Genomic DNA, 12,730 nt, shown 5'->3' with positions numbered 1-12,730 from the left:
TTTCATGGCACGTTCCTGTCCTTTTCGTCCGACCCTGCTCGCCCTCTGCTGTTCCCTTGGCGTTGCCGCCCATGCTGCTGACGCGCCGCTGGAGCTCGACGCCACCGCCATCAACGCCGATGCCGTCAAGGCGCCTCGCACCCAGTTGCCGGAGGCCTTCGCAGGTGGGCAGGTGGCCCGTGGTGGGCAGATGGGCGTGCTGGGCAACCAGGACATGATGGACGTGCCGTTCACCATGACCAGCTACACCTCGCAGTTGATCGAGGATCAGCAGGCCGAGGATATCGGCGATGTGCTGCTCAATGACCCATCGGTGCGCCAGTCGTTCGGCTTTGGCAACCAGTCCCAGGTCTTCGTGATCCGCGGCCTGCCGTTGAGCGGCGACGATGTGTCGTTCAATGGCTTGTATGGCGTGCTGCCGAGGCAGATGATCTCCACCGACGCGGTAGAGCGGGTCGAGCTGTTCAAGGGCCCCAACGCGTTCCTCAACGGTGCCAGCCCTACCGGCACCGGCCTTGGCGGCAACGTCAACCTGCAACCCAAGCGCGCCGGCGACACGCCGATCCGGCGCTACACCCAGGACATCAGCAGCGATGGCCGGGTGGGTGAGCACCTGGACATCGGTCAGCGTTTCGGTGAGGACAACCGTTTCGGTGCGCGCCTGAACCTGTCCCAGCGTGAAGGCGACACCGCCGTGGACGACCAGGATCAACGCAGCAAGCTGTTCGTCGCCGGGCTGGACTACCGTGGCGACCAACTCCGCCTGTCGGCCGACATCGGTTACCAGAAGCAGCGCGTCAACCATCTGCGCAACTCGGTGCGCCTGGGTTCGGCGGTGACCAGCATCCCGCGCGCGCCGAGCGCCGATCACAACTACGGCCAGGACTGGTCGTGGACCGAAACCGAAGACACCTTCGGCATGCTGCGCGGCGACTACGATTTCAACGAGAACTGGAGCGGGTACATCAGCGGTGGCGTCAAGCACACCCGTGAGAACGGCTTCTACGGCACGCCGGTCCTCACCAACGCTGCCACGGGCGCCGCGACCATCGGCGGTTCGCAGATCCCGCACAACGAAGACAACACCAGCCTGATGGCCGGTATCAACGGCCGCTTCCAGACCGGCCCGGTGAGCCACCAGCTGAATCTCGGTGCGGCGAGCATCTGGACCCAGCAGGAAAACGCCTATGTGTTCTACAGCTCGCAGAACACCAACATCTTCAACACCAGCCCACTGCCCAAGCCGACCACGCCTACGCTGGTCGGCGGCATGCTCGATGACCCGGGCGTGACCGGGAAGACCCGCAACCGCAGCCTGGCGTTGTCCGATACCGTGGGGCTGTTCGACGACACGCTGCTGCTCACCGCTGGCGTGCGTCGCCAGCAACTGCGCGTCGAAGGCTATGCCTACCGCGGCACGGGCGTGGACGCCGGACGCACTGCGTTCTACGACGAAGCGGTCACCACGCCGGTGTATGGCATCGTCTACAAGCTCAACCCGTCGGTCTCGTTGTACGCCAACAGCATCCAGGGCCTGGCCCAGGGCGCCACGGCGTCGGGGCAGGTGGTCAACCTCGGTGAGGTGTTCCCGCCGGCCAAGACCAAGCAGATCGAGGCGGGCATCAAGTTCGACCGCCAGACCTACGGTGCCAACCTGGCGGTGTTCCGTATCGAGCGACCCACCGATGGCTACGTGCAGGGCAATCTTTATGTGCAGGACGGCGAGCAGGTCAACAAGGGCGTCGAACTCAGCGTGTTTGGCGAGCCGGTGCCGGGCCTGCGCTTGATGGCCGGTGGTACGCGCATGGACACGGAACTGAAGAACACCCAGAACGGCACCAACGATGGCAATCACGCGGTGGGTGTCCCGACCTTCCAGCTCAATGCCAGCGTCGACTGGGACGTGCCAGGGCTTGACGGCGTGGCGCTCAACGCACGCATGCTGCGCACCGGCGGGCAGTACGCCAACCCGGCCAACACCCTGAGCCTGCCGACCTGGAACCGTTTCGACGTGGGTGCGCGCTATCGCTTCAAGGTGCAGGAAAAAGACATCACCTTGCGCATGAACGTCGAAAACCTGACCGACAAGAACTATTGGGCCTCGGCCAACGGCGGTTACCTGACCCAGGGCGACCCGCGGTTGGTGAAGTTCTCCGGGACCATCGATTTCTGATGGCCCGTCGTCGCGCTATCGCGCCAGTGCCTGGTTGGGCTTGTAGAAGATGAAGTGCGTGGTCTGCGCTGTGCGCCGATAGGCCTTGGCCCAGTCTGGCCGCACAGTGCGATCATGGAAGTACAGCGCTCCGGCGGTGCTGTCTCGCAACTGCTGGTTCAACGCCTTGCGCGCGATTTCCTTGGCGACCCCGTAGCGCTCCTTTTCCTCGACCTGGTCAGGGCGCCCGTCGCACCACCAGGAGAACTGGCAGCTCTTGCTCTCGACGCCTTGCTTGACCACCCCGCAGATGGTGTCGGGGAAGCCGTCCTTGCCCAGGCGGTTGAGCACGACGCTGGCGACCGCCTTCATGTCTGTCTCGTCGGCGCCTTTGGCTTCCCAGTAAAGGGTGCGGGCAAGGCAGGTAATGCTGTCGTCCAGCGGCGCCTGCCCGGCCGGGTCCACGGCCTGCACCTCGGTGGGGGTGATCTTCTCCGGCGCCTTGGGTGGCGGGGCGTCGTTTACCACTTTCTGTTCGAGCGCCTGGGCCTTGTCTTCGGCGACTGCAGCCTTGGCGCTGTCGGCGGCATGCAACGGGCCTGCGGGCAGGGCCAGGAACAGGCTGATGACCATCCACGAGTGGCGCATGATCGGGCTTCCGCGTCAGTGAGCTGACTCCATTCTAGCCAAGCGGCTTCAACTTAGCGTGAGGCTGAGCATCAATGGCAGGGTGGCTGCTGCAGCGACGGTCTGCAACGCGATGATGGTCGCCATCAGCGGCGCGTTGCCCCCCATCTGCCGGGCCATGACGTAGGACGACGACGCGGTGGGCAGTGCCTGGAACAGCACGGCCACCACGGCGGCCTGGCCGCTGAGACCCAGCACGCGACACAGGCCGAAGGTGGTCAGTGGCATGACCAGGAACTTGAACGCCGAGGCGGCCACCAGGGGCTTGACCTGCTGGCCCATTCGCGCGCCGCCCAATGCCGCTCCGACGCACAGCAACCCAAGGGGCAGGGCGGCCTGGCCAAGGGCCTTGACCGTGGGTTCCAGGCCCGCCGGCAGGCCTAACCCGCTGACCCGCAGCAGCAGGCCACCCGCACAGCCCACGATCAACGGGTTGGCGAAGATCGCCCGCAGCACGGTCAGGGGCGAGCTGTGGCGAGCGCTGAATCGGGCGAACACCAGTACGCAAAGCAGATTGACCAGCGGCACGATTGCCGCGTTGGCCACGGCCGCCAGGGCGATGCCGGCGCTGCCGTAGATGCCTGCCGCCAGGGTCGCGCCGATGTAGTTGTTGAAGCGTATGCCGCCCTGGAACACCGAGGTGAAATCAGCGCCATCGTGGCCTGCTGCGCCCTGGTAGAGCACCAGCAGGAGCGCGCCGGCCAGGGTCGAGAGCATCAGCACGCCGACCATGCCGAACACCGGTACACCCTCCAGGTTGGCGGTGGCCAGGCCATGCAGGAACAGCGAGGGCAGCAGCACGTAGTAGCTCAGGCGCTCGGCGCCGGGCCAGAAACCCTCCGCGAGAAAACCGCGCACCCGCAACAGGGTGCCGAGGGCGATCAGCAGGATGATGGGCACCAGGGTGGTGAGGAGCAGGGGCAGCATGGTCGCGGTTCCGTGGTCGGGTACCGGCACAGGTTAGCGGGGTGAGTCAGCAGAAAAAACCGTTGTTTTCTGCATTCACTGTTGAGGAAAACTGCATGGTTGCAGGTGGCTGCGTGATCAGCTGCCCAAGGCGGTCTTGAGCACCGCGCTCAGGTGTCGGCGCTGACTCTTTTCATGTTCCAGCAACACCACGTGGCGACTCAGTTGCGGCTCGCCAAAGGGCAGCACGGTGGCGGGCGGCAGCCGTTGCAGGTCATCGTCGCTCATCGGGATGATCGCCACCCCGAGGCCCATTGCCGCCATGCGTGCCAGGGCTTCCTGGCTGTCCAGCTCCATCTGCTCGCTGACCTGCAAATGCTGGCGGCGCAGTTCCTGTTCGATCTGCCGGCCCGCCCAGGCGCGTTTGTCGAAGCGCAGGAACGGTTGGCTGGCGAGCAGTTGCGCCAGGCTTTGCCCGGCCAGATCGGGGCTGGCCACGGCCCAGAAACGGTCCGAGAACAGCGGGCTGAACTGCAGGCTCTGCGGGTAGGGGCTGACCGGTTCGGTGGTGATGGCGGCGTCCAGTTCTCCGTCTTCGATCCGCCGGGCCAGCTCGGCGGACATGCCCGAGACCACGCTGATGTGCAGTTGCGGATGGTGCGCCTTGATCCACACCAGCGCCTTTGGCAGGCGTCGGGCGAGCACGGTGTGGATCGCACCGATACGCAGCCGACCACGCAGGCTCGGGCCGCTGGCCAGGGTGTCGGCCAGCTCGTCGTAGGCAGTGAGAATGCTTTCGGCCCGCGCCACGGCCAATTGCCCGGCTTCGGTGAGTGTCACCTGGCGGCGGCTGCGGTCGAACAGCGGCACTTGCAGTTCGTCCTCGAGCGTCTTGATGTGCAGGCTGACCGCCGAAGGGGTCAGGCTCAGCAGGTCGGCGGCGCGGGCGAAGGTGCCGTGACGGGCGATGGTGACCAGAGTACGCAGGGCTTTGAGGGACACGCGACGGTTCTCCTGCACGGGAATGCCCGGCACGGTACGCGCATCGCGCCTCTGGGGGCAAGCGCCAGGCGGGTCAGTAGACCCAGACCTCGACCCGGCGATTGCGCAGGCGTCCCTGTTCCAGGTCGTTGTCGGCCACCGGCAGTTCATCACCCATGCCGGTGACATCCCGGATCTCCACGCCATTGCGCGCCAGTTCGCGGCGCACGGCCATGGCGCGCAGGCGCGAGAGCAGGGCGGCGCGGCCGGGTGTTTCCTTGGGGTCGCCAAACCCCACCAGTACCGTTTTGTCATGCAGCTTGCCGACCTGACGCAGGTAGTCGCTGACCCGCTGTACATCGCGCAGGGCCTTGTTGTCGAGGCTGGCGCTGCCTTCCTGGAAACGGAAGTTGACGCTCAGGCGCTGGGCCTCTGCAGCCAGGGCTCGGTATTGCGCGGGCATCTGGGCCTGTACCGCGACCGGCACTGCCTTGACCTGCTGCGAGACGAAACCCTGGGCGGCGACAATGGCCTGGCCGGCTGCGCTCTGGGTGAATTCGGCCAAGGCCTTGGCCTGAGCACTCGGGTGAGTCGGCAGATAGAAGAACAGCCGCCGCGACAGCGGATAGTCTTCGCTGGCCACGGCTGCACGGGTTGGCAACAGGGCTGGAGCATCACCTTCGGCGATGGCCAGCAGCTTGGCGCCATGCACGGTGGTCAGGCTGCTGAAGCCGATGGCAGCGGGATCGGCCTTGACCCGTTCGGCCAAGGCGTCGCCGGATTCGAAGCGTTCGGCCCGTGGCGAGAGCTCCAGTGCCTGCGGTTGCAGAACCAGGGCGCGAAAGGTTTCGAAGGTGCCGGAGCGGTCGTCACGGGCGTACAGGTGAATGGGACCGCCCGCTACGCCGAGTTGCTCCCAGCGTTGGATCTGGCCAGAGAAGACCTGTGCCAATTGTGCGGTACTCAACTGCTGCAGGCGGTTGTCGGGGTGCACCATGACCGCAACGCCGTCCAGGCCGATCACCTGCTCGCTGGCCGCGCTGCGCAGGTCGCCCAGACGTTGCAGTTGCTGGGCTTCCTGGTCGGAGATAGGGCGCGAGGCGGCGGCAAGGTCGGCTTCGCCGCTGTCCAGGGCACTGAAGCCGGTGCTGGAACCATGCGCGGCGATATTGATCAGCAATGGCTGGCCCTGGGGGGCGCGGGCACGGATGTCAGTCTCGTTGGGCCGTTTCCCACGCTCGCTGCGGATGTCTTGTGCACCTTGGCTTTGCAGCAGCCCGCGCACCAGCGCAGGGCCCAGTGCTGCGCCAATGGTGTTGGAGCCCTGGATACGCAGTGTGGCGGGCTCCGCCTGAGCCAGCAGGGGTAGCAGGCAGAGCAGAACAGCGAGAGGGCGGGGCATGCCGGGATCCTTGAGGCACAGGTATGTCCGGCAGATTACGACAGGGGTGTGAATGAAAAATGACGATCAGGCGCAGGCGATCGTTCAGAAGGTTGGTGGCGTGATCACCCAGATGACCACCGTGTCCACCTCGCCAGGGTTGCCATAGCGGTGTGGCTCCTGGCTAGGGAAACTGAAGCTGTCGCCTTCTTCGAGCAGGAAGTGGCGTTCGCCTACCCACAGCTCGAAACGCCCTGACAACACATAGCCGGCTTCTTCGCCTTCGTGGCTGTAGCTTTCCTGGCTGTAGGCGCCCGGCGGGAAGCGCGAATGCAGCATCTCCAGCTGGCGGTTGGGTTGCGGGGTGAGCAACTGGTCGACCACGCCATCTTCGTAATGCACGCTCAGGCGGCTTTGCCTGCGCACCACGAAGCCTTGGTCCTCGGGCGCGGTGCTGGCTTCGCTGGCGAAGAACCACTGGATGGTCACGCCCAGGCTGCGGGCGATGTTGAACAGCGCCGGGATCGACGGGTATGAAAGGTTGCGTTCCAGCTGGCTGATGTAGCCGGCGGTCAGCTCGCTCAGACGGGCCAGCTCCGCCAGGGTCATGCCGCGGCGCTTGCGCAGGCCGCGGATGCGGGAACCGAGGAACTGCGGGGCGGCAGTGCCGCCTTCGGCGAGTTGCGGGACGAGGGGGCGCTGGCTCATCGAGGGTCGGTCCATCGGCAAAACCGGGAGTATGACCAGCCTCAGAGCGACCAGGCAACCGCCAGGCCGTCATGGATCGCCTCTTCAGCGGTTCGCGGGGCCAGGCAGTCGCCGATGCGCCGTACCTCGACCAACCCGGCCAGCTCCCGGGCCAGGGTGTCGACAGGCTGGTGACCCAGGCACAGCACCAGGGTGTCGATCTGTTCGAAGATCATGGGCTCGCCACTGGCGGTGTGTTGCAGGTACACGGTGTTGTCGTCGGTGCCGTAGAGGCGGGCGTAGGGGGTGATGGGGATCCCGAGGCGGTGCAGTTCCCCGGCCATCTGGTCACGTACGTAGAGTGGCAGGCTCTCGCCGCAGTGAGTGCCGTTGACCGCCAGTTGCACGTGATGGCCTTCACGCACCAGGCGTTCGGCGATGCCCGGGGCGATCCAGTCGCAGCGCCAGTCCAGCACCAGCACCGAGCGCCCCAGGGCGTGCTCGTTGCGCAGCACCTGCCAGGCATCCACCACCTGCAACTCGCCGCTGCGCTCGAATGCAGGCCAGTAGGGCTCGGCGCCGGTGGCAGCAATCACCAGGTCTGGCCGTTCGCGCTCGACCAGCGCGCGGTCTACGCGGGTATTGCGCACCACCTGCACGCCGGCCAGTGCCAGTTCGCGCTGCAGGTTGGTGCTGGCGCCGCCGAACTCGCTGCGCCGTGGCAGCAGTTGCGCCAGCAGCACCTGGCCGCCGAGCTGCGGGCCCGCTTCATACAGCGTCACCTCATGGCCTCGGGCGGCGGCGACGATGGCCGCCTTCATGCCCGCCGGACCACCGCCGGCCACCAGGATGCGCTTGCGCAGGGGCGCGGGTGTGACGCTGCCGTACTGCAGTTCGCGACCGGTTTCCGGGTGCTGGATGCAGGAGATCGGCAGGCCACGGTGGAAGTGGCCGATGCAGGCCTGGTTGCAGGCGATGCAGGCGCGCACGTCCTCGACACGGCCTTGTTCGGTCTTGGCCGGCATCTGCGGGTCGCAGATCAGCGCGCGGGTCATGCCGCACACATCGGCCAGGCCGCGGGCGAGAATCTGTTCGGCTTCCTGTGGCTGGTTGATACGGCCAGTGACGAACAGCGGGATGTCCAGGCGCGCCTTGAAACTGCCGGCTTCGCGGGCCAGGTAGGCCGGCTCGATGGCCATCGGCGGGACGATATGCACCGCGCCACCCAGGGTGGCCGAGGTGCCGGCGACGATGTGCAGGTAATCGACCTGGTTCTGCACCGCGATGGCGGCCGCCAGTGATTCGTCTTCGCTCAGCCCTTCGCTGTCGCGTTCGTCGGCGCTGATGCGCAGGCCGACGATGAACTGTTCGTCAGTGGCTGCACGCACTGCCGCCAGCACTTCGCGCAGAAAACGCAGGCGGGCTTCGAGGTTGCCGTTGTAGCCATCGGTGCGGCGGTTGACGCGTGGGTTGAGAAACTGCGCGGGCAGGTAACCATGGCTGGCCACCACCTCGACGCCATCCAGCCCGGCCTGGTGCAGGCGCCGGGCTGCACTGGCGTAGCCCTGGACGATTTCGTCGATCATCGGCTGCTCCAGGGCGCGCGGCATCACGCGAAAGCGCTCGTTCGGCACCGCCGAGGCCGAGTAGGCCACCGCCAGCAAGCCATCGGCCGATTCCATGATCTCCCGGCCGGGATGGAACAACTGCGACAACACCACGGTGCCGTGTGCATGACAGGCCTGGGCGATGCGCCGGTAGCCGTCGATGCAGGCATCGTCGGTGGCCATCAGCACGTGGGAGGTGTAGCGCGCACTGTCGTGCACCCCGGCGACCTGCAGCACGATCAGGCCGGCGCCGCCCTCGGCGCGGGCGCGTTGATAGGCGACGAGCTTGTCGTTGACCAGGTTGTCGGTGGGCAGACAGGTGTCATGGCCACTGGACATGATGCGGTTCTTCAGGCGTTTGCCACGGATCTGCAAGGGTTCGAACAGGTGAGCGAAGGCAGTCGACATGCGTACGGGCTCCAACGTGCGTTCTTGTTTTTTTCATGGAAGTGTACCTTCAGTAAAAAATCAACTTGTTTTTTTACTTTGGCAGGACTAGCTTCGGCTCATCCCCTCGTACCGGGGTAAGCTCGTCCCACAAGAACAACCCTGGATGACACCATGCACCCCAGCGAACGTACCCTGCGTGAGGAACTGGCCGCCTGCTATCGGCTGATTGCCCATTTCCGCATGACGGACCTGATCTTCACGCACATCTCGGTGCGCATACCCGGCCCCGAGCATCATTTTCTGATCAATCCCTACGGCCTGCTGTTCGAGGAAATCACCGCGTCCAATCTGGTGAAGATCGACTTGCAAGGGCGCGCCGTGGAGGCGTCGCCGTACCCGGTCAACCCGGCGGGCTTTGTCATCCACAGCGCCATCCACGGCGCACGCGAGGATGCCCAGTGCGTGTTGCACACCCACACCCGCGCCGGGTGCGCGGTGGCGGCGCTCGAATGCGGGCTGCTACCGGTCAACCAGATCTCCATGGAGTTCTACGGCAAGGTCGCTTACCACGACTATGAAGGCGTTGCCCTGGACATGGACGAGCAGCAGCGCCTGGTCGCCGACCTCGGCGACAAGCCGGTGATGATCCTGCGCAATCATGGGTTGCTGACGGTGGGGCGCACGGCGGGCGAGGCGTTTCTGCGCATGTTCTATCTGGAGAAGGCCTGCGAGATTCAGTTGGCGGCGCAGAGCGCCGGGAAGGTGGTGCTGCCATCGCCCGAGGTCTGCGCGCATACCGAGCAGCAGTTCAATGCTCCGGCACGGCCGCTCAAGCCCGGTGAGCTGGCGGACCCGGATGCCATGGGGCTGGCCTGGGGGGCGCTGTTGCGGTTGCTGGAGAAAGTGGCGCCGGATTATCGGGACTGACAGCAGGAGCGGCCTTGTGTCGCGAAAGGCCGCTCCTGCAAAAGTCCGCGCTGGCGTCGGTCAACGTGCCTGGGGTTCGATCAGCTGCGCCGGTGCGTGCTTGGCCTTGCCCCGGGCAACCCAGTAATACAGCACGCTAGGCACCACCAACCCGATCAGCCACGACACATCGACACCGCCCAGGTGCGCAACCATGGGCCCGGTGTACAGCTTGGTGTCGATGAAGGGCATCTGGATCAGCACTCCGATGCTGTAGACGATGATGCCGGGCCAGTTCCAGCGGCCATAGCGCCCGTCGGGATCGGCCAGGGCAGGGATGTCGTAGCGCTCGCGGGTGATGAAGTAGTAATCCACCAGGTTGACCGCGCTCCAGGGCACGAAGAAGGTCAGCAGGAACAGGATGAACGACTTGAATGCACTCAGGAACGAATGCTGGCCGAGCAGGGCCACCAGCGTCGCTGCACCCACGATGCCCAGCACGAACAGCAAGCGCTGCAGGCGGCTGATCTGCAGGCTGCCGCGAAAACCGCTGATGATCGTGGCGATGCACATGAAACTGCCGTAGCTGTTGAGGGTGGAGATGGTCACCTTGCCGAAGGCGATGGCGAAGTACAGCAGCGCTGCGGTGGTACCGGCGCCGCCCAGGCCGACGATATAGGCCACTTCACGCCCCGAGAACTGGCCGCCGGCAATGGCGGCGGCGAACACGCCGAGGATCATCGATGCCTGGGCGCCGATCACCGAGCCCAGGCCGGCGGCGAGAAAGGTCTTCAGCGCGGAGGTGTTGCTGGGCAGGTAGCGTGAATAGTCGGCGACGTAGGGGCCGAAAGCGATCTGCCAGGAGGCGGCCAGCGATACCGCCAGCAGGAACGAGGCCCAGCTGAAGTGGCGGTTGTCCAGCAGTTGGCCGATATCGGCGAGCAGCAGGATACGGCTGAACAGATAGACGAACGCAATGATCCCCAGCACGCTGGCCACGCGGCCGATCCAGTGGATCACGCGGTAGCCGGCGAGGGTGGCCAGCACGATCACGCCGGCGAAGATCAGGATGCCGGCGCTGTCGCTGACGCTGAGCAACTGGCCGATGGCCTGGCCCGACAGTACCGTGCCGGTGGCGGTGAACCCCAGGTACATCAGGCACACCAGCACCATCGGGATGGCCGCGCCATAGACGCCGAACTGCACGCGGCTGGAGATCATCTGCGGCAGCCCCAACCGCGGCCCTTGGGCTGCGTGCAAGGCCATGACCGCTCCGCCGATCACCTGGCCCAGCAGCAGGCCGATCAATGACCAGAACACATCACCGCCAAGCACGACGGCGAGGGCGCCGGTCACGATGGCGGTGATCTGCAGATTGGCTCCCAGCCACAGGGTGAACTGGCTGTACACGCGTCCATGGCGTTCAGCTTCGGGAATGTAGTCGATCGAGCGCCGCTCGATCACGGGCTTGCTGGACATGTGGGGCTCCGCTTGTTTGTTGTTGTAGGGCGGCAAGGGCAACCAGAGGAATGACTTCTCTCTTATATCATCATGTATATACAAGACGGTCAATGCATAGAAATCGACTTCTGTAGGAGTGGCCTCGTGTCGCGAAAGGGCCGTGCAGCAGCCCCCGACATGCTGAATCTGCATCGAGCGTCAGTAGCGCAATGGAAGGTAGAACAGGTGGCGAAGAGGCCGAAACGAGTGAAGCGGGTCATTAACCCGCGAAAAAGACACCGCGCTGCCTGGCACGGGCTACGCCCGTGTGCGCGGGACAAGTCGCGGCGGCGAACCGCCGCTCTCACAGGGATTGGGTTAGACCTTTAGATTTTGAGCAAGACAGAATTTCCAACAGCGGCGTGCTGCGAAGAGGCCCCTCAGTGTGCGCCGGCAGCCTTGCTCAGGTCGCTCTCGGCCCACTCGGTGTACACGCAGGCATCGGCCACCGCCCAGCGTACCTTGACCGTATCGCCTGGCTGCATCGGCATGCCTGCCGCCGATAGCGCCTTGACCGTCATTTCGGTACCGCCCGCCGTCACCACGTGACAGGTCTGGCTTTCGCCGAGGAACAAGACCTCGCCGACCTTGGCGCTCACTTCATTCCAGCCTGCCGGCAGCGGTTCACGGGTCGCCTGCTCGGCGCTCAGCGCCAGGGCCTTTTCCGGGCGGACCATGATCAGCGCATCCTGACCTGCGGCCAACCCCGAGGTCAGGCGAATGGCCAGCGACTGGCCCTCGAACGCCGCCGCGCCATGGCTGCTGGCGGTGATCCGGAGGAAGTTGGAGTTGCCCAGGAACGAGGCGACGAACGCGTTTGGCGGGTTCTGATAGAGGTCGTAACCGCTGCCCAGACCGACGATCTTGCCGTGGCTGAAGATGGCGATGCGCTGGGACAGGCGCATCGCTTCTTCCTGGTCGTGGGTGACGTAGACGATGGTGATACCCAGGCGCCGATGCAGCTGACGCAACTCGTCCTGCAGGTCTTCGCGCAGTTTCTTGTCCAGGGCACCGAGGGGCTCGTCCATCAGCAGGATGCGTGGCTCGTACACCAGCGCTCGGGCGATCGCCACGCGCTGTTGCTGGCCGCCGGAGAGCTGGGCCGGGCGCCGGTGTGCGAAGGTTTCCAACTGCACCAGCTTGAGCATGGCGTCGACGCGCTTGGCGATCTCGGCGCTGCCCAGCTTGCGGATGGCCAGTGGGAAGGCGATGTTGTCGCGCACGCTCAGGTGCGGGAACAGCGAGTAGCGTTGGAACACCATGCCGATGTCACGCTTGTGCGGCGGCACGTTCACCAGCGAGCGGCCTTCGACCAGGATCTCGCCGCTGCTGGGGGTCTCGAAGCCGGCCAGCATCGACAGGGTGGTGGACTTGCCCGAGCCGCTGGAGCCGAGGAAGGTGAGGAATTCGCCGTCCTGGATATCCAGGCTGATGTTGTCGACCGCGGCGAAGTCGCCGTAGTGCTTGTTCAGGTTGCGCAGGGAGACCAGGGTCTTGCCGTGCGCGGCTTCTTTGATGACTGCACTCATTATT

At 65.3% G+C, this 12,730-nt stretch carries 10 protein-coding genes; 2 read left to right on the top strand and 8 right to left on the bottom strand.

The genetic code is table 11. From position 1 onward, the window contains the following. Window positions 1-4 precede the first annotated feature (4 nt). Window positions 5-2,173 (top strand): TonB-dependent siderophore receptor, encoded by a 2,169-nt coding sequence (locus F6X62_RS13295; protein ID WP_153773787.1) that lies wholly within the window; start codon window positions 5-7, stop codon window positions 2,171-2,173. 15 nt (window positions 2,174-2,188) lie between these two features. Here F6X62_RS13295 and F6X62_RS13290 read toward each other — a convergent pair whose 3' ends face one another. The 6 genes from F6X62_RS13290 to F6X62_RS13265 form a co-directional block, all read right to left on the bottom strand. Continuing rightward, complete coding sequence (locus tag F6X62_RS13290) at window positions 2,189-2,800, bottom strand: cell wall hydrolase (protein WP_153773786.1); 612 nt, start codon at window positions 2,798-2,800, stop codon at window positions 2,189-2,191. A 48-nt stretch (window positions 2,801-2,848) separates the two neighbouring features. Further along, window positions 2,849-3,766: an AEC family transporter gene (locus F6X62_RS13285; protein ID WP_153773785.1), complete on the bottom strand. Its 918-nt coding sequence runs from the start codon at window positions 3,764-3,766 to the stop codon at window positions 2,849-2,851. Between the two features lie 117 nt (window positions 3,767-3,883). Further along, the gene (locus tag F6X62_RS13280; RefSeq protein WP_153773784.1) at window positions 3,884-4,747 is read right to left on the bottom strand and encodes a LysR family transcriptional regulator; all 864 of its coding nucleotides are present in this window, start codon (window positions 4,745-4,747) and stop codon (window positions 3,884-3,886) included. A 73-nt stretch (window positions 4,748-4,820) separates the two neighbouring features. After that, entirely contained in the window at window positions 4,821-6,128 is a 1,308-nt protein-coding gene (locus F6X62_RS13275; protein WP_153773783.1) for a substrate-binding domain-containing protein, read from the bottom strand. Window positions 6,129-6,212: 84 nt separating this feature from the next. Beyond that, window positions 6,213-6,815 carry a cupin domain-containing protein gene (locus F6X62_RS13270; protein WP_063545072.1) on the bottom strand — a complete coding sequence of 201 codons (603 nt, stop codon included), beginning with the start codon at window positions 6,813-6,815 and terminating at the stop codon, window positions 6,213-6,215. Window positions 6,816-6,856: 41 nt separating this feature from the next. Then, window positions 6,857-8,809 carry an FAD-dependent oxidoreductase gene (locus tag F6X62_RS13265; protein WP_153773782.1) on the bottom strand — a complete coding sequence of 651 codons (1,953 nt, stop codon included), beginning with the start codon at window positions 8,807-8,809 and terminating at the stop codon, window positions 6,857-6,859. A gap of 141 nt (window positions 8,810-8,950) precedes the next feature. On the opposite strand from F6X62_RS13265, the gene F6X62_RS13260 reads away from it, so the two are divergent. Continuing rightward, the gene (locus tag F6X62_RS13260; RefSeq protein WP_081255334.1) at window positions 8,951-9,718 is read left to right on the top strand and encodes a class II aldolase/adducin family protein; all 768 of its coding nucleotides are present in this window, start codon (window positions 8,951-8,953) and stop codon (window positions 9,716-9,718) included. Between the two features lie 60 nt (window positions 9,719-9,778). On the opposite strand, the gene F6X62_RS13255 is transcribed toward F6X62_RS13260, so the two are convergent. Together F6X62_RS13255 and F6X62_RS13250 are read right to left on the bottom strand one after the other, a co-directional pair. Next, the gene (locus F6X62_RS13255; protein WP_151924795.1) at window positions 9,779-11,176 is read right to left on the bottom strand and encodes a cytosine permease; all 1,398 of its coding nucleotides are present in this window, start codon (window positions 11,174-11,176) and stop codon (window positions 9,779-9,781) included. 401 nt (window positions 11,177-11,577) lie between these two features. Further along, entirely contained in the window at window positions 11,578-12,726 is a 1,149-nt protein-coding gene (locus tag F6X62_RS13250) for an ABC transporter ATP-binding protein (protein ID WP_153773781.1), read from the bottom strand. Window positions 12,727-12,730 lie beyond the last annotated feature (4 nt).

It is taken from the genome of Pseudomonas sp. MNR3A, assembly GCF_009650575.1.
In the GTDB taxonomy this organism is placed as follows: Bacteria; Pseudomonadota; Gammaproteobacteria; order Pseudomonadales; family Pseudomonadaceae; genus Aquipseudomonas; species Aquipseudomonas machongensis.
Note: the sequence above shows the minus strand (reverse complement) of the source record. Positions and strands in the feature narration are given on the sequence as shown.